Here is a 17,335-nt window from a genome sequence, read left to right on the forward strand (position 1 = left end):
ACATACAGGGGTCACCGAGCGTTGGTTAACACTCAGGCGCTCCACACAACGGGTTTGTCACCCCGAGAAAGGTGAGGGGTCCAGTAGAACAGCGCGTTCGACGGACTCCTTGTGATCAGGATGGCTTCGAGAGAGATCTACGCGAACGGTTTCGACGAGGACGTCCAGACTGACGACCAGGCGAATGGCTGCCCGGAGTGCGGTGGGCGAGTCGAGACGAACACAGTAGAGACAGTCTGCGAGGAGTGTGGACTCGTCCTGACGGAGCACGCAATTGACCATAGCGGGGAGCCGGTGTACGAGGAGGAAACGGAGCGAACGGGTGCACCACTCACGACGGCGCGTCACGATCGGGGACTCTCGACGACGATCGGACGGAAGCGCGACGCGAAGGGGAATACGCTCCCCGCGAAGAAGCGCCGGCAGCTCGGCCGACTACGTCGCGAGCAAAAACGGGGTCGGTTCCGTTCCAAACAGGAGCGGAACCTCGGGCACGGTCTCGGGGAGGTGCAGCGAGTCGCGAGCGTCCTCGACATCGACAATACGCTTCGGGAGCAGGCGTGCCAGCTCTTCCGGAGCGCCCAGTCCGAGGACCTCCTCGTGGGGCGGTCGATCGAGGCGATGGCCGCCGCGAGCGCCTACGCCGCCTGCCGGTGCAACGGACGGTCACTCCCACTCGCGGACGTCGTCGAGGCCGCGCGCGTCGGCGAGAATCGCGTGACCAACACCTACGCGACGCTGAACGAGGAACTCGGACTGCCGGCACAGCCGATGCAGCCCCACGCGTACCTCCCACGTCTCGCTTCCGACCTCGACGTCCCCGATCGGGTCCGACGACGAGCACGAGCGCTCGCGGAACACGCTGAGGACGAGTGCATCGCACAGGGGGCGTCCCCGCCGGGCTTCGCGGCGGCCTGCCTCTATCACGCGGCCCGAGAGCCCGAGTATCGGCTCACGCAGACCGAAGTGGCAGACGTCGCAGGCGTCACCACGACCACGGTCCGAAATCATCGCGAGACGCTACTCGAGGAGCTCCCGTAGTCCGAGCGGGAGCGGGTCGGAAGTTCGAGAGGACGCCGCGGGAGTGAAGTAGCCAGGGCGTCAACGTCGTTGACAGGGATGTCGCATCAGATCCGGCTTGACGACGACGTCTACGAACGCGTTCGTGCAGCGAAGCAGGAGGACGAGACATTTAGTGATGCGGTCGAACGGCTCATCGGTGGTCGGTCGCTGAGCGAACTCGCGGACGTCTTCGACGATGAGCAAACCCAGGAGATGCGCGATGCGATCGAGGCTGCCGACGAGCGTGATCACGACGAAGCCCGTCGGGTCGCGGAGCGGTTCGAGTGATCGTCGACACCAGCTACGTTCTCGATATCATCGACGAGAACGAGGCGGCACTCGCCAAAGAGCACGAACTCGAGACGGCGAACGTCCCGCTCGTCATCCCAGCGATGACGATCCTGGAGCTGTACATCGGCGTCGGGAAAGTCGCAAATACAGCCGAAGAACGCCAGCAGGTCGAAAGTATCCTCGAATCGTATCCCCAGGTGGCGATGACACCGAGTATCTCGCGACGCGCCGGTCGGATTCTCGGCGAAGCGCTCGCCGCTTCCGAGCCTGGCGAGGGCCCCGGCATCGGAAAGGGAGACGCCGCGATCGCCGCCACAGCCATCGAGCGCGACGAACCCGTTCTCGCCGGTGATAGCCACTTCGGAGCCATCGACGGAGTGGCCCTCGAAACGTACCGCTGAGACGCCCGACGCAGATTCATCTTGGAAGACGAGAGAATACGGAACGTGACGCGAAACCCGGACCGCCGTCGCGACGACGAAGCGTTGCAGCCCCGAGGCGAAGCGACCCAAGAGCCGGACCACGGCCTCGAGCAAGATGACGAGCTACGCGATCAGTTAGGAGCGATTGAGTATCCCGAGACGGCAGGCGAATCGACTGCGTACTCTAGCGACGGATCCGTCTCTTCAGCGCAAGAGAGGTGTCGGTCGTCTCGACGCGAACGTGCCGGGATACGCGACGTAAATCAAGACGCCGGCGAGTCAGAGATGGATCTCCTCCATCTCGTCTTCGCGGTCGTCGCGGCACGCACCGACATCGCCGCGCTCGCGAAAGGGAGCGCTGCGCATTCGTGCCTCGTGAAGAAGGGCGACACCGCGGTCCACGAGTGCGAACTCGTCGCGGAGAGTGATGGCGCGCCGTCGCGAACCCTCACCAACGACTGGGGCAACCTTCCCGACGTCGCCCACGTCGAGAGCGACGCCGGCCAGCCGCTCCTGCAGCAGGCGTGTGACCGAACGCGATGGCGGGATGACGAGGACTCGACGGAACACGCGACGTACCTCTACGACGATGCCGGGCACGCGATCGACTCACGGCAGCGACTCGCCGTAGTCCGTGCGCAGGCCGAGGACGCGCTCTGGCTCGTCCCCGCACTCGCACTCCAACAGTCGTCGTGTCCCAACGAGCAGGGGCAGCAGTCGTTCTCGACGCCGTCGCAGCAGGCGCTCACGTGCCAACGCTGCGAGCGTACGACACCACATCGCTTCCGCGGCGTCGAGACCAGTCCAGCCGAACAGTGGGCTGGGCAGCCGATCTGGGAATGCCGTGTCTGTGAAGCACCACGTCACGCCTCTACTTCCCAGAACTAAGAGGGAGGACAGACCAAATAATTCACAGATATCGGGATGAAACAACCGTTAGGTAGGCGTGCACAACGACCTTTTGCTGCGCTCCCTTCGGTCGCTTGCAAAAGCTCGACCAAAAGCCGTCGTCACCCCCTTCGGGGGTTCCTCGGCCTCGCCTTCGGCGAGTCAATCGGCGACCTACCGGGCTCTCCGAGCCGCTCGGTCGCCGAACGCTTGCACCATGGATTGTGCAGCACAGCCACTTCATTCACGATACAAGCTACTACCACGACATCCCCTCGGCAACAGTAAATTGGTTGTCGCAGTTTCCACAATTCTTCTCGATCTCATCGGCTGAAGGTGCATCATCAGGAGCAGGTATCGCACTGTAACACGGAACGCTTTCCCCGCAGTCAGGACAATGAAGCTTGGGAATACTTGGCATTAAGATGGGGTAGACTAGTCACAGTCTTGTCTTTTTTGTAGATATTGTAACACTAAATTCGTCGATAGGTGTGTGAACTTGAATTATATCTGGGAGGTTTGTCGTGCGGAGAGGGGCGACGCGCGCCCCGAAGGCGTGCGTCAGACTCAAAGATGCACATGCTCATCTACGCCCTCGTAGAGGCATCGACGCGCGACGAAGCACTTGCAGCAGGCAAATCTGCGTTCGACCGACTGGTCGGCGTCGCCCCAGACGCCAACGCCGTCTTCGACTACTACGTAACGTTCGACGAGGCGGACGTCACTGGAGCGGGCCAAGCACGGTGGGGTGAGCGGCCGGCCGCGGCGCCGGTCGAGTCTGACGCCGGCGAAGACCTCTTCGAGGCTGGCTGGGAGGCGACCGTCGAGGCGTTCGAGCAGAACCTCAGGGCGGTTCGCGAGGGCTTGGACGAACTCGACGACGAGGCGATCATGCGTGACGAGGACCTCGTCCGGCACGCCTGCCACAATCTTGGCGCCTATCGCGGGCCGTCAGTCGTCCTCTACGACGAACACGGACAGGGGGTTCGGGACCGAGACCGCCTCAAGCGGATTCTCGACGGCGCCGAGTCGTGTTGGATCGTCCCCGCCGACGTCCACTACTGACGATGGCGGGCCACACGACTCGTCGACGGCCGCCGTGGCAGAAGCCAATCCCGAAAACCGCCTTCGGCTACTGTACGAACTGTCGGGAGGTCCCGGCGGCCCCGGTCTACGCCGCACAGGGTGATCAGCGGTGTGCCGACTGCTACTTCGAGGACGAACTCGCGAGGACGAGCGACGTGTAGACACCCCGTGTGCAAAGTGTAAATACCTACTTTGCAACCGTTTTAGGCTCTCAGAGGCAGTATTAGGAATTCGGACGATGGCGTGTTAACCAACAATTGGCAGTGGGGTCGGGACGGTGTTGGTTAAACTGGGCGGGCCGCAATCGCCGTCGTGTTTGTCGACCCCGAGAGGGGTGCGGGAGTGCCCATGTGGTGCTCTCGAACTAGACGATGAGTGGAACACTCGACGACGGCACGACGGCAGTACCGACATACGAGGGTGGCGAGATCCGGTACGTCGGCTCTCGTGAGCGCGGCGACGTGCTCGTGACGACGCATCCGGGCGGCGAGCGACTTACACCCGAGCGCAGCCTCCGAATCGTCCAGCACAGCCCGAGCGGGTTCGCAGTCGGCTATCGAGGGAGTGGCCCGGCACAGCTCGCGCTCGCGATCCTTCTCGATTACACGGATAACGCGGCTCTCGCCCGCGAACACTACCAGACGTTCACAGACGAGGTCGTCAGCCAACTCGAGTACGGCGCCGACGGGACGTGGACGATCACCAACGCCCCGATCGAGTACGTCCTCCCCGATGACGTCGCACCGACCGCCTAATCCTCCACTTCAGAATTAATGTCCGACTCCACCGAAGCGACGAGCAACGTGACTGACGAACAGGCAACCGAAACCAAGCACGTCGAACGCACTGACGTCGGCGTCTCGATCACCGTCCAACTCAAACGCGGGTCCGGAACGCGCGACGAAGACCAGATCACGGGGAAGGTGAAAGCCGAAACGCTCGAGGACGCCCAAGAGGACATGGACGTGCTTCGCGAGTACCTGCATCGACTCGCCGAAGACACACGCCAGATCCAACCCGAGGTCGAGGACGAGTAAGGGGGTGTCAGATCTTCCGGTGGCGTTTGTCGACGCCGCGAGCGGGCGAGGCGTCCATTCATGTCCAGCCAAGAGAGCGAGAATGCGGGTACACTCACGCCCGAGCAGCGACTCACGCCAACGAATCTCGACCTCCGCCGCGCGTGCATCGTCACGATCGCCGACATCGAGACCGTCCAAGCGTGTGTCGCCTACGAAAACGCACACCAGAATCGCGAACCGATCCTCCGTCGACTCGCACAGCAGGCAGCGGAACTTCGGGCAGAGTGAATGTCCGTCGTTGGCGGATGCATCCGTCGGAAGAAGGAGATTCACCTCCGGCTTTATACGGATGGCTCACCAAGAAGTGTACGGAGTGTTCAGACTATGATCGACGTCGAAGACAACATCGAACTCCTCCAGCAGTCGGGACGATTCTCCTCTGAGGAAGAGTTCCTCGAGGAAGCGTTCCGTGCCCTTCTGGAGAAGCGCCCCGAGCTACGCGTCGATCTTGCTGTCGAGCAGTACAAAACCGGAAGCGTCTCGCTCAACCGTGCTGCCGAGCTCGCCGGCTACAGCCCAGAAGAATTCAAAGAAATTCTCCGCGACCGCGGCGTTAGCCGCGATGTCTCCGTTCTCAATAATGAGGAGCGGTCCGAGCACCTCGAAAATCTATAGTGGAGAGTGCTCGTCGACAACAATATATTAAGCTCGCTTGCGAAAATCGAGCGGCTTGAGCTATTGCCCGCACTTTTCGAGCAGGTCGGGACAGTTCCCTCCGTGCTTGACGAACTCCATCGCGACGAAGTCGCCGGCTATCGGTTCGTCAAGCGGATAGATGCGGTCAAATCCTATCGCGGCGGCTGGTTGCAGGTATACTCGCCAACAGAGTCTGAGGTTCATCTCGCCGACGACATCGTCAATGCATCGCTTTCGTTCACTGATGCGGAGTGCATTGCCGTCGCAGCAGCTCGCGATGAGCGACTGCTGACCGACGACGGCCATGCCGCTGGGATGGCGTCCCAACGCGACGTTGAAATATGGGATCTGAAGTTGCTACTTGAGGCAGCCCTCGTCAAAGACCATATCGAGACCGAGAGCGAACTCGAAACTGTCATCAACGAACTCCGAGAACGGGACGGGTATCGATTCTCGAGCCAAGATCGGGCTGACCTGTTCGATCGACTCTGACCCGCTATCGAATATGGACGACTCAAACGTGCGTAAGGCCCTCGACGAGAAGCACGAGCGGAACCGAGAGCAACGCATCGAGGCCGTCAAGCGCTGGGTGGCGTACATCAAATCCGAACCACCCGAGGTCTGGGGCCCCAGCAGAACGCGGTCGTCGACGACCAACTTGAGGCGGCGCAGAGTGTTGGCACATCGGCGCAGCACCAACAGCACGTCAAGGACGTCGCGGCGGACATCGCAGCCGTGAAAGACGACGACGCGGCCGGGCGCGAGTAGCTGGTCGGTCATCGCCCGACGATTTTCCGCAGACGTGGGTTCGTCGAACCCCCGGAGAGAGCGGAGGCTCTCACCGATGGGCGACACACCAAACATAGATGTCCACCATCAAGCAGCGTTCAGTGACGACGTCGAACTCGAAATAGCGGAGTCGAGTGTCGAGACGTTCCTCGAGGACTTCGGCGCCGACGTCGACCACCGCGACCGTGAAACGCGACGTGATCAACCCGCAGCGAGTGAGTTCGGCGTCGACAACCGCCCCGAAGTGCAGGACGCGGTCGAAGACGACGAGCAGTCCGCAGTCTTCCCCGATACCGACGAGGACCAGCAAACACTCACGAGCGCGCGGCGACACGCTGTCTCTTCGAGGACTAACTGGCCAGTACCAGCATCTGTCCGATAGACAGAGCGGGCGAAGTGATGCACGGGAAACAGGGTGGTCTATTAAATTAATTGGATATGATGATTAGGTGAAGATGGGGAGATATTTGAGGATTAGGTAGGCCAAAGCAAACTTCAAGAAACAGTTTCCTCCGACCGCTTCCCAAGCGAGTAGTCTATCTCCTAATCGTCGTCATACGTCGTATCCAAATAGTCCTTCAGTGGGTGATCCACCCTCGATCATGCGCGAAACAAGTTCTCGAAGGATCTCGTAGCTAAGAACTTCACTCTGGTTTTCTGCTTGACAACCCGAGAATTGGAGATTGTTCCGGCATTCATCAATATCAGGCGGGCAGAGTGAGGCCTCAATTTCATTCTGAAGTTCTGGCGGGTAGACGGAGGCATGCTCTTGCATTGCGCTATCGATGGACTCACCCTGGAAGCGGCTTTCCACGAGATTAACTTTCACATCAATCAGTTCATCGCGACTAATATTGTAGTTATCATCCATTCTGCAGATCTTCCGCACAATTGATCTAAGTTCTTCTTGAAGACGCTCTGGGGCAACAACGTTTCTGCCGGCTAGAAAATCATCAACTGCGGTTGTAAGATCAGAGTCGGAGATGGGTGTATCTTGATCAGGAGTTATCTTTTCAAGATTAGCTCTGTTTCGGCAGAACCGTTCCGCTTCTAGTTGCTCATTGAATGCAACGCGCTCTAGAGACGAGATAATTCTGTGGATACCATCTTCATTGAGTTCGTCCGTGAGTAGGTCAACGATTCCTTGTCCACCTTCAGCCTGTTCAAATACGTACACATTATCGATCCAGTCCGAAGACAGATCTTCATTTTCGTTTTGTGTTCGATAGCCATAATGAAGGTCTCGAGGATTAATACCACTGATATCAGCGATTAGCACGAGGAAAAAGTGAGACGCAGTATGAAGTACAACCTCCTCAATGCCCACAACTCGATCCCCAATAATCTTGTCCTCCCACATTTCGGTAGATTCCCGGATTTCTGAGAGGGTTTCACTCAAGTCTAGTTCAATACCTTCTGTTGGTAAGGTAACCCCCAGTTTTGGATCTCTTGACTCAATGGGAATCTCGTATTGTTGACCGTACTGAGGGATGAACCGATCGCCTAAATAAAATGCTGGCGTTATTTCCAAGTCGATTTTTTCAAGCATAATTCTCCCCTCTCCACTTCGGCGAATGAGGTTGCCATATCGTGATTCCTCAGACTCTATGTTTGGCAAGTCCCCAAATTCTGTAGATATATATGGGTCGGAATGGATTTTTCCAAATTGACGCTCGCTATGCTTGCTGCAGGTGTCATTGTCAGTAAGAAGATCGTAGCAAACGGGGCAGAATTTCACGATGCCTTGACTGTGACGTCCAGATGCATCGTTAATAACTGTCGCCTTTATCGACTCAGGTTCGAAAATGTTGTTATCTGTCTCACCCTCAGCAATGCTGGTAAAATCCAGACGCGGCCTATCCTCATGTGGGTCAAAGTCAGGCTCAATGACCACCATTCTCTGGCCAGAATCAGCATACATCGCCCGATATGGAGCATACTGAGAGAACAGCGAGGTCTTATCTTCTTCTACGTAGTCCCCCCCTCTCGAGATAGTCACGCTGGCAGAATTATTTCCGAAGTAATCCTCCGGTACAAAGTATACCTCATCATCAAGTGATTCTCCAGTCGTGTTTAGTGCCCGATTGAAGTAGTAGGCGGACCGAAAAAGAGACTTTGCAGCGTAAATACTATAGAAGGCATAGAATGTGAAGCAGTAATCTTCGAACGCCTCGAGTGACTTTTTCAAATAATATATTTGTCTACTTTGTTTATGAAGGGTATCGAATTGGTCGCTATCCAATTTGGCCTTCAAGCTGTTGATGTCGTTTAGCGCCTCAAAGACTTCTTCATCAAGCCCCTGAACACGCTTTCGGGTTGTTGGGCCAAGATCCGCCATCATCGTTAGCTCCGTTGAAATATTACGGAGGTGTCCAGCTGCTTTTCGAAAGAGATCTACCTTTTTGTCCCCTTCAACGAGCGGTAGATTGTCGGCGTTAGTATATTCTGTTTGTGCATTACTAAGAGCTTCATCGGCATTTTCGATGCGTTCTCCACTCCCGGACATTTCATTTAATACTCCAATATATTCAGAAATGATATAGTCGAGGGTATCGCTTATTTTCTCAAATGAGTCTGACTGCTGGACGAAACCCCTATCATCGTCTATATTGAGTTCTTCCCTAATCGAAGATTGTTCATCCTCAAGTTTGTTCAGTACCTCATGATACCCCTTTCCCTTAGTAATTGGTCGGTCTAGACGTCCAATCGAATGCCCTACGATTCTGCTGATTTCATCTCCGGGTGAAAAGATGAAGTCAAAGAACTGGTCGTATTCTAAAACATCAACAAGAAATCTTCGGAGGAATCTCTTGTCATCTCCAGGTGTTAAAGATTTTTGACCAGGTTTTTCAAACTCCCATCCCGTTTCATAGAATTTCCACAAATTATCATGTATTGATTCGATAACACGGTTGTTCTCGTTTAGGGGCGTTCGGATATCGCTCTCAAGAAAACGACTAGCTCGATAGTAGAGGTTCAAGTCATTCGGGGAACTTGCCAAGAACATCATCACAAACGAATTTTCGTCTGGTTCCCGACCTGCCCGGCCTATCCGCTGAATGAATGAGGAAGCATTCCACGGTGGCCGGTATTGGGCAACAGCCCGAATGTCTGAAATATCGATTCCAACCTCAAGTAATGGCGAGGCCAGAATCATATCACTCGCAGCCAATTCATCAGGTCGCACTCGAGAACGCGAATGCGCCTTGTCAATATTCAGACTCTCCATAACGGCATTCGGAGAGTCCCATGCGTAATCAGGTTCAAGTCCATCCCAAGCCCGATCGTTCCCTTGGAAGTGGTGTTCCCACATCCGTTGATCTACATCGGCATCCCGTAATTGGCCATACCTCTGGTTAATCTGACTAAGGCTATCAATGAAAGATAGCATCTTCGCAGATTTGTCTTGTTCCGGGAGGATATGATGGCCATATAACATAGATTGCTGAATGAAGTGGGATCCAACTCCCGTATCGTCTGTCGTTCGAAGAAATTGGTAGTGTTCGACCCCACTTGCCTCTTCCATATCGGGTTCTTCCGACTGTTCCGTTTCTTCAGGAGACAATGAGCGAATGACCTCAATAGAACTAGAGTCTGTAATGTTGAATAACCTTTTTCCGAATTGAGTTGGATTGGCGAGAGTCGCACTTGAGCCGATCCAGAGGGGAGAGTTGGTCTGATGGAGCTCACTTATTCGTTGAATATTTTTAATTATGTTCATCGCATGGGCCCCATACAGCCCTCTGTAGAGATGAACTTCGTCAAAAACGAGTGCATCAATATTTTGGATTATACCATAATTCGGCTTCAGAGAGAACATCTCGAGCGATTCTAGCGTCGTAATTATAATGTCGGGTTCAACACCATTAGAGCGAATTCCCTCCCGATACAATACGACCTCCTCATCTGAGAATGAATGGTCATGATCCGGATTTTCACACGTAATCCGATATCCACCACCATCTTTCTCAACAAGAAGCGAGGAAGAGTCTACACCGTCTTCTTCCCAACAGCTGGCTAGCTGGAACTGGTCATTCCGTTGGTTTACAAGTTTATTTTCATCGATAACATCACCCTTATTTCTTGCAGTACTGCCGAAGTAGACACCGATAGACAAGTCGTTCCCATTACTATTCAATTCAGAGAGAGTCTCTAGTAAACGCTCAAACTGGTCTTCCAACAATGCAGTTCTCGGATAGACCATCGCCACTTGATCAGTATCAGTTCCCCCACATAGCTTCTGTAATAAAGGAGCAGTAAACGCATCAGTCTTTCCTTGGCCCGTAGGAGCGGTTAGGAGAACACCTTCAGTAGACGAGTCATCGATCGCATCGTTTATTGCTTCCCAAGCTCGCTGCTGGAATCGGTACGGGGTATCGAATTCAAAAACGTTTTGTAAAACTCTACTAGAGAAGGGGGGAAGATCTCCATCTACTGGTAGTGCTCTGTGTTTCGGTTGAGCTTCGTATTTCACCGATTGAGTAACGTATGGTGGATCGTCCTGTGACGGTGAAAAAATCCGGCGGTTATACAGAATGCGTCTTAGCTTTGGCTCAAATTCGTTGGAAACACGCGAGAGGTCAGAATGCCGGTCAAAGAATTTCATCTGGTCAAGGGGTATAGTGTGGTATGATTCTACGGTACATTATAATTCTATTCATCGCTATTAGTCTGGAGACTCTGTCTATACGAAGTGGGATACTATCAGTTCTCTCCATCCCCTACATGCTGTCGAGATCTATCTCCTGACTCGCGATTGTCTCGAAAACGCTGCTGTACTCCGCGGGGGAGTTCCTCAAGCAATAGCTCGTACAGTTGATCCGTCTCAAGTTTTTTATTCGACCAACTCAGTTTAAATGATCCAGTACTGTGGATATATTCCGTAATGCTCTCAATATCGTCCGTAGTAAGAGGATCGAACCCATCAATTGTCTCCTTTGGGTTTTCGGTTCGGCAAACAAACTCAGTTGCAAAAAACACAAAAGCAGCATATAGCAGCTCTTGTTCGCTACCTTCACTGATCACACCATGAGCGATATTTGTCTCACTGTTTGAAATCTTTGCAAAATTCACAGACCGCGAAGAGTCTGACGTATAATGGAGCCCCTGATGGCAAATTCCACAAATGTTTCGGAATTTGAATCGTTCAGACTCAGTTATTTGCGAGACCATCGTTTCCATGTCGGCATCACTAATTGGGCCACTTTGCCACGCTTTTACCACGTATCCCATGGATGCATACCAAATTAGGGGGAGTACATCGCGCCGCTCTTCAACTAACCGCGGCCGTGACTTTGGCTTGTATTGTCTAAAGCAATGTAGCCAAAATTTTGAGAACAATTGAGTGCCATTTTCTGTTTGTAGACTTCGAAGAAGAACTGTATAATTCATTTCGACAGCGTGTAACCAAACTCCCTCACGAAGGGGGTTCGTCGCCTCATTTGATCGAATTCCACGTTTCCGGATGGAATCACGAACAATTCTCACCACATCTTCGCTTATTGGCCCCAAATTTCGGGCATGGACCTCATCTAAGTGTCGGCCATAATACTGGTCTATTGCATCAATAATCGCGTCTGCTAATGATAGAAATTCCTCGTTTAGTGCATTAGAGAAATGTCTATCCAATACCGCATGAACTTCATATGTCTCATCTGTATTTTTAGTCTGTGATAGCTTCATATAGAGATGTACAGACATTTCTTGAAGTTGATTAGCAACCTCAGATCCAATCTCAGCTTCTTCACGTATGTTGTTTTCATCCAATAGCTCCTGGCGTTTATCAATTGAGTAGATTATCAGATCAGATAGAACATCTGTATATCGCTCTATTGTGGATATTTCCCCCTCTTGGACGGATTCCGTCACAATCTCTTTGAATCCAGAGGTTAGGTCATCAAATTCATAGACCCAGTTAGAATTATCCAGTTCGATAGTCCCCGCGACAGGCGGTAAGTTGAAATTTGGAGAAGATGCGTCGTCAACCAATTTTAGTATAGCAATAGTCCCATTATTATTATGTTTATGTATATTTGAGGAGAGATTAATTACGATGTGGTCCTCGTACGGATAGAGAGGATCAATTGCCTGATTAAATGCAGCGAGGTCAACGTCTACAATGAATTTCCGGGATACAGGAATTGCGTTTCGGTGAGTGACCGGAAACTGCACACCATTCTTTTTAATTGACATACTCTCGGATAGATTCATCTTATCAGTTATAACCTCAGTTTGAGTACGTTCCGAAACACTAGGAAACTCTATTGGTTCAACATCTTGATCACGGAAACCGTCAGAAGTATTCACTTCGATGGAATTCAATCGTGACTGTGCTACCTCTCGATGGGTCTCTGCTTGTAGCTTTCTTTTGAAGTTATCCCTCAATTTCGACTCTAGACCGCGATCTAGAGGATTGGCAAAAACTTCGGACGTAATACGATAATACACATAAAATAATGAGATGAGAGTGAGTGTTGAAGAAATTAGAACGATTAGCGAGTAGTTTACCGAATACGATTCCTCGACAGGGTCAAGGAGCAAAGATATGCCCCCTACGACAAAGAGCGTTAGAAATGCGGTATATACTGTCGGAACAATCAGAGTACCCGAAATAAAGTCCTGGATAACCGTTCTATCGTGATATTCGTTTTCAATAAATTGCAATAAAAATACTATCACAACAAAACTGACACTTATTAGAGAAGCCAAGACAGTCCAAGTTGTCTGGACATCACTACCGGTCAACCGGATCCAGCTAATTGAATCAAAAGAGACCTGAGATAGCACAAGGATAGAAAGAGCTGCAATAGGTAGGATTACGACAAAGCTTTGATTCGTTTTTAAACGCCTTATCCGTTCCAAGCCAACCCATCGGGCTAAAGATAATCGGTAAAAGTCCTTCCGGCTATAGACTTCAATGCCAGACGTATACCACAGAGAGTCTCGTGAAAGTAGATGCTTCATACGAACGCACTCCCTGATATCGCGGTAGTATCTATTTCCTCTCCAAGACAGGAGAAGTAATATGATTGCACTAAATAAAAGAAAGCCAGACAAGATAGGGAGCTGCCTTGTGCCAATCTGCATCTTACTTATGGCGTTGTAAGTCAGCATCTTAAGTTGACGGGTTATTAACCAGATATTCAATCCTCTTTGTGAAGCAGGTTCCTAACAAGGCTAATATTCATCAAAGTTCCGGTAGGCTACAGCGAGTCTTAGTCCCAAGAGCCCAACAAAGCACGTTAATTTATTTGTTCGTAGGTTCGCAAAGCGCCTCTTCAATAGTGTCTTGTAGTTCTCCTATATTTTCATCTCGATACATCTCCCAGAGTTGGAGTCGCTGGGGGTTAGAGGGAAGAATTATGCCGACGCCGGCGTTGGTAAACGCTTCCTCAAAGACGATTCGGTATTGTTTACTAGTAACATAACCAATCACCTTATCATACCGATTCCCGTATTCTTGCAAGTAGGATGTCAGCCGAGATATGACGAGTTCCCGCTGCTCATCATCCACACTATTGAGAGCGTAGTCATACTGTGTAATTGGATCCAAGTGTTCGTCTGATTCAGGGACTGGACCATAGAGACCAGAAACGGTTAGTTTGGAGTATACTCCGTCATCCAGTTCATCAAGACCAGACTCTACTACTTGGTGAGATTTAGATTCACTATATGGTTTAGTCTGGCTACAGGGAATAACCAGTAGCACTGGTGCAGCATCTGGCTCATGCGATCGGTCAAGGACATTATAGTCGTCAGGCGTATGTTTTAAAGAAGTTGTTCCCATGGAGTTTTCAACTGGTTCTTCGGAGTCTTGGTCACGGATTAGTGGTTCTGGGTCGACATCAACAGAGAATGCGACCTTCGGTATATCGTCCCTTAGTTCTGGATCTCGCATCTGTGCCCGTTGCAGCCCTTTCCGAAGATCCGCATTATTTTCAGAGAGTTTGATAACATGGGACAGAAGAGAGCCCTCCTTAATCGCGTGCCGGACCTTTTCGACTTCTCTTTCATAGACCAAGAAGTTGTGATGTGCCATCAACGCGTAAAAATCACTTTTGAGGTACTTCGTCTCTGCAATGCTCTGATACGATGTGTCCGACTGCATTACAGTCCGCATTGCATCTATGTCGAGTTCAGCACACGCTTCACAATTACAGGTCCAGCTGTCAGAAGAAACATCAACGAAAGAAGTTTGTTTCCACGAATCTGGATCAATGAAATTCCTGTTCCGTGCTGTTTGGACGTAGGTTGTTGAGTCAAAGCTGTCGACTCCAAGCAACGACATCAGGCCAAAAAGTTTCCCACTAACACCAAAGACATGAAGCCCAAATTGATCTCGATATTCTTCTGGAATTGCATTTACTGCACCCTGAACGATATCGACCAAAGTGGCAATATTAGACCGTAAGGGCACTAGAGAGCCGATTGCAAACCCATCAATCAAAGATGGATCAGAGACCCGATTAAGCACTTCACCAATGTACCAATCGATTTCCTCGTAGTTGTGACCATGGATCGCGACATATACGGTAGGATCCCAGCCTTTGGTGTTGACATCCCCATGGTCTTCATTGAGGAGTTCAATTGTATCGAGTGCAGATTGTATACTGCGTTCGAGCCGCTCATCTTTTTCACTATCCCTCAGATCCTCGGGAATAGGGAAATCAAGAGTGGCAATAATATCCGCACCGAAGTCACGCTGGAGTTCAAGAACGCTTTCTGGGGTGGTACCTATTCCCCAATCATTACTTACGTCTTCGCCTCTCCCCACTTGGAACGTATCTGACTGCATCAGTCGATACCCACCCGAGTCGATAAACAACGGCTCCGTAAATGATTCAGGTTGGGGATGCCAATCTTTTGGTGGGTCATGATTAGTGAAGTGCTCTCGAAGCGTATGTTCCCGCCAGTCGTCTAAATTATCCGGTGTCAAACCGAAATTCAGGAAGCTTAGTGCCTGATACATCGCTCCGTTAAATTTAGGAGAGCCAAACAGGCGGTTCCGAACCCGACTCCAAATACCGCCGGATTTGACAGTTGTGCCGCCAATAAAATCGAGAACAGGAAAGAATGCGGGAGTCTCCACACTCCCACTCGGGGTTCGGATTCGACCAGACCTAGCCTCACCGTCTCCATCTCGAGTGTTGGTTTCAAACGAGCCCATTAATATGGATTGAGATCAGCCCCGGAAAGGGTAAACTCTTCTGTTGGAGCATAGTCTGGCATTTCCTCAATAAACATGCGATACTATCAAATAGCTACGATCTTATGTAAATCGTAGATATGGTACGATCATTACCTGGGATAGAATGGTACGACGGTGCGGCATCAGGACAACAGCGGTCTGCATTAATGCGATTACAGCCTCAGCGGGTGATGATCTCCTACGCAACAGCGTGTAATACTCCGTGGAACAATCAGTACCAGTCGAGAGACGATTATACATTATTCGTTGATTCCGGGGGGTACCATCATATGAAAACAGGGTCTGGGGAATACAAAACGTCAAATGCCGATTACCTATCGTATATCAAAGAGAACGAGCCCAGATACTGGGCTCTTCGAGATTTCCCCTGTGAGCCATCACTATTATCCAAACTGGGGAGATCTATTCAGGATCATCAAGAACGGACAACCCAGAAGCACGCCGAATTAGTGTCAGCAGTAGAGGATAGTTCTGTTCCAGGAGAGCCTGTCGCGGTACTACAAGGATGGGAAATTTCGGACTACCTAAGCCATATCGACGAACTCCGCGAACAAGGGTCTTTGACAGATTACGTTGGGATTGGTTCCGTTTGTAGGCGTCATCAAGAAGAACCGATAGTGGATATTATTCTTGCAATCAGAGAGGAGCTACCACAGTCAGTCAATCTTCATGCGTTTGGAGTGAAAAATAGCGTACTCCAGTATTCTGAAGTAGTAGACGCTCTTCACAGCGCAGACTCTAGTGCTTATGATTATTCTGCTAGTCATTGCGCCAATCGGCTCACGGAGTCTTTCTCATATCGTGACAGCCTTTGGTCATGGTTGAATTGGCGGAGAAAATTGTATGATCAAGTTGGAAGTAAATCATATATAAATAATACAACATTAACAGGGAATAAAGAAAAGCAAGAAGCGCATTCAAAGATGGCCGTCAGAGATAAAGTCTGGTCAGCAGTCCTCGAAATTCTAAGAGGGTCACAGGGTCGGTTTACGATATCTGATTTACTAGAATTCGCCAGCATGAGCGAGTCCCAGAAAAATACCGCAAGAAGGACACTACACTCGATGTCATCATCAGGGTGGATATCACATCAACCACATTCACAATATTGGTACCCTGGGCCCAAAGCACAGGCCGAATTAACCCACTAGCCATATTGTATCTATCATTTTCTCCCGTGGCCCCCCAGTCCGAAGGCTTCTTTCCCGGACTGTCGATCGAGGCGATGGCAGCCGTCAGCGTCTACGCCGCCTGTCGCCGCAACTGTCTTTCTCTGCCGCGTACAGACGTCATCGAGCCCGCACGCGTCGGCAAAAAATCGTGTGACGAACGCTATTCAGTCTTGAACGAGGAACTGGGACTGCCAGCGCGACCGATGTAACCCCTCGGATACCTCCGACCTCGACGTCCCAGACGAGATACGACGACAGGTGAAGACACTCGCAGAAAGACTGAAGAGACGCAGGTCGTACAGGTATGCACCGGCGGAATTCGCTGCCAGTTGCCTTTATTTCCCTGCACAGCAGGCTGACTATCGACTTACACAGTCCGCAGTCGCCGATGTCACGGCCAACATAGTTCGTGGGCATCGCATACTCGAGGAACTAGAGTAGCCCGACTCAATTCGGCAGTTATACAGAAGGTATTGATTCACGGCGTAGAAGTTGCAAATACGAATAGAGTAAATAGAGGGAGCGACGATGCTGACGAACTAGTTCCCTGCAGATCACTTTGACGCGGAATTCGTCGATCCTCCGAAGCGACTGGGAGGTCTCAGTGATAAGTAACATACCAATCCTGAAGATTACAAACAGGCAGCGTTTGGGGAGGCGCGAGTTCGAGAATTTCGGCACCGATGTCGACCATCACGAACG

General features: G+C 51.6%; 14 protein-coding genes and 2 pseudogenes. 13 read left to right on the forward strand and 3 right to left on the reverse strand.

Features of this window, described 5'->3' with window-relative positions; genetic code table 11:
* Positions 1–120: 120 nt before the first annotated feature.
* From IEY12_RS13485 to IEY12_RS13535, 12 genes and pseudogenes are all read left to right on the forward strand, one after another.
* Positions 121–1,041 (forward strand): transcription initiation factor IIB, encoded by a 921-nt coding sequence (locus IEY12_RS13485; protein ID WP_188884187.1) that lies wholly within the window; start codon positions 121–123, stop codon positions 1,039–1,041.
* 78 nt (positions 1,042–1,119) lie between these two features.
* On the forward strand, positions 1,120–1,350 hold the full coding sequence (locus tag IEY12_RS13490; RefSeq protein WP_123079106.1) for an antitoxin VapB family protein: 231 nt from the start codon (positions 1,120–1,122) through the stop codon (positions 1,348–1,350).
* On the forward strand, positions 1,347–1,754 hold the full coding sequence (locus IEY12_RS13495) for a PIN domain-containing protein (RefSeq protein ID WP_188884188.1): 408 nt from the start codon (positions 1,347–1,349) through the stop codon (positions 1,752–1,754). Before IEY12_RS13490 ends, IEY12_RS13495 begins: the two co-directional genes overlap by 4 nt.
* Before the next feature lie 306 nt (positions 1,755–2,060).
* Positions 2,061–2,663, forward strand: coding sequence for a DUF7995 family protein (locus IEY12_RS13500; RefSeq protein WP_188884189.1), 603 nt, complete (start codon positions 2,061–2,063; stop codon positions 2,661–2,663).
* Between the two features lie 573 nt (positions 2,664–3,236).
* Positions 3,237–3,728, forward strand: coding sequence for a DUF7995 family protein (locus IEY12_RS13505; protein WP_188884190.1), 492 nt, complete (start codon positions 3,237–3,239; stop codon positions 3,726–3,728).
* A 392-nt stretch (positions 3,729–4,120) separates the two neighbouring features.
* The gene (locus tag IEY12_RS13510; RefSeq protein ID WP_188884192.1) at positions 4,121–4,504 is read left to right on the forward strand and encodes a DUF6166 domain-containing protein; all 384 of its coding nucleotides are present in this window, start codon (positions 4,121–4,123) and stop codon (positions 4,502–4,504) included.
* A gap of 18 nt (positions 4,505–4,522) precedes the next feature.
* Complete coding sequence (locus tag IEY12_RS13515; RefSeq protein ID WP_188884193.1) at positions 4,523–4,786, forward strand: DUF7389 domain-containing protein; 264 nt, start codon at positions 4,523–4,525, stop codon at positions 4,784–4,786.
* 60 nt (positions 4,787–4,846) lie between these two features.
* On the forward strand, positions 4,847–5,056 hold the full coding sequence (locus IEY12_RS13520) for a DUF8129 domain-containing protein (RefSeq protein ID WP_188884194.1): 210 nt from the start codon (positions 4,847–4,849) through the stop codon (positions 5,054–5,056).
* Positions 5,057–5,152: 96 nt separating this feature from the next.
* Complete coding sequence (locus IEY12_RS13525) at positions 5,153–5,443, forward strand: UPF0175 family protein (RefSeq protein WP_188884195.1); 291 nt, start codon at positions 5,153–5,155, stop codon at positions 5,441–5,443.
* 6 nt (positions 5,444–5,449) lie between these two features.
* Positions 5,450–5,956 carry a PIN domain-containing protein gene (locus IEY12_RS13530; protein WP_483867015.1) on the forward strand — a complete coding sequence of 169 codons (507 nt, stop codon included), beginning with the start codon at positions 5,450–5,452 and terminating at the stop codon, positions 5,954–5,956.
* A gap of 13 nt (positions 5,957–5,969) precedes the next feature.
* A pseudogene (locus IEY12_RS16020) lies at positions 5,970–6,232 on the forward strand (DUF8150 family protein).
* Between the two features lie 76 nt (positions 6,233–6,308).
* Positions 6,309–6,607 (forward strand): annotated as a pseudogene (locus IEY12_RS13535) (hypothetical protein).
* A 199-nt stretch (positions 6,608–6,806) separates the two neighbouring features.
* Here the strand turns inward: IEY12_RS13535 and IEY12_RS13540 are convergent.
* From IEY12_RS13540 to IEY12_RS13550, 3 genes are all read right to left on the reverse strand, one after another.
* Entirely contained in the window at positions 6,807–10,859 is a 4,053-nt protein-coding gene (locus IEY12_RS13540) for a DEAD/DEAH box helicase (protein ID WP_188884197.1), read from the reverse strand.
* Between the two features lie 98 nt (positions 10,860–10,957).
* On the reverse strand, positions 10,958–13,216 hold the full coding sequence (locus IEY12_RS13545) for a hypothetical protein (protein WP_188884198.1): 2,259 nt from the start codon (positions 13,214–13,216) through the stop codon (positions 10,958–10,960).
* A gap of 283 nt (positions 13,217–13,499) precedes the next feature.
* Positions 13,500–15,341 carry a tRNA-guanine transglycosylase gene (locus tag IEY12_RS13550; RefSeq protein WP_188884199.1) on the reverse strand — a complete coding sequence of 614 codons (1,842 nt, stop codon included), beginning with the start codon at positions 15,339–15,341 and terminating at the stop codon, positions 13,500–13,502.
* A gap of 290 nt (positions 15,342–15,631) precedes the next feature.
* On the opposite strand from IEY12_RS13550, the gene IEY12_RS16025 reads away from it, so the two are divergent.
* Positions 15,632–16,612, forward strand: a complete 981-nt coding sequence (locus IEY12_RS16025) for a deazapurine DNA modification protein DpdA family protein (protein WP_425433171.1) — start codon at positions 15,632–15,634, stop codon at positions 16,610–16,612.
* Positions 16,613–17,335: the final 723 nt, after the last annotated feature.

Source organism: Halarchaeum grantii (assembly GCF_014647455.2).
Taxonomy (GTDB): Archaea; Halobacteriota; Halobacteria; order Halobacteriales; family Halobacteriaceae; genus Halarchaeum; species Halarchaeum grantii.

What these genes read in the sequence shown, in the direction of transcription:
- IEY12_RS13485 (WP_188884187.1), top strand. Translation starts at nt 121, where the DNA reads ATGGCTTCGAGAGAGATCTACGCGAACGGTTTCGACGAGGACGTCCAG.
- IEY12_RS13490 (WP_123079106.1), top strand. Translation starts at nt 1,120, where the DNA reads ATGTCGCATCAGATCCGGCTTGACGACGACGTCTACGAACGCGTTCGT.
- IEY12_RS13500 (WP_188884189.1), top strand. Translation starts at nt 2,061, where the DNA reads ATGGATCTCCTCCATCTCGTCTTCGCGGTCGTCGCGGCACGCACCGAC.
- IEY12_RS13505 (WP_188884190.1), top strand. Translation starts at nt 3,237, where the DNA reads ATGCACATGCTCATCTACGCCCTCGTAGAGGCATCGACGCGCGACGAA.
- IEY12_RS13510 (WP_188884192.1), top strand. Translation starts at nt 4,121, where the DNA reads ATGAGTGGAACACTCGACGACGGCACGACGGCAGTACCGACATACGAG.
- IEY12_RS13515 (WP_188884193.1), top strand. Translation starts at nt 4,523, where the DNA reads ATGTCCGACTCCACCGAAGCGACGAGCAACGTGACTGACGAACAGGCA.
- IEY12_RS13520 (WP_188884194.1), top strand. Translation starts at nt 4,847, where the DNA reads ATGTCCAGCCAAGAGAGCGAGAATGCGGGTACACTCACGCCCGAGCAG.
- IEY12_RS13525 (WP_188884195.1), top strand. Translation starts at nt 5,153, where the DNA reads ATGATCGACGTCGAAGACAACATCGAACTCCTCCAGCAGTCGGGACGA.
- IEY12_RS13540 (WP_188884197.1), bottom strand. Translation starts at nt 10,859, where the DNA reads ATGAAATTCTTTGACCGGCATTCTGACCTCTCGCGTGTTTCCAACGAA.
- IEY12_RS13545 (WP_188884198.1), bottom strand. Translation starts at nt 13,216, where the DNA reads ATGAAGCATCTACTTTCACGAGACTCTCTGTGGTATACGTCTGGCATT.
- IEY12_RS16025 (WP_425433171.1), top strand. Translation starts at nt 15,632, where the DNA reads ATGATCTCCTACGCAACAGCGTGTAATACTCCGTGGAACAATCAGTAC.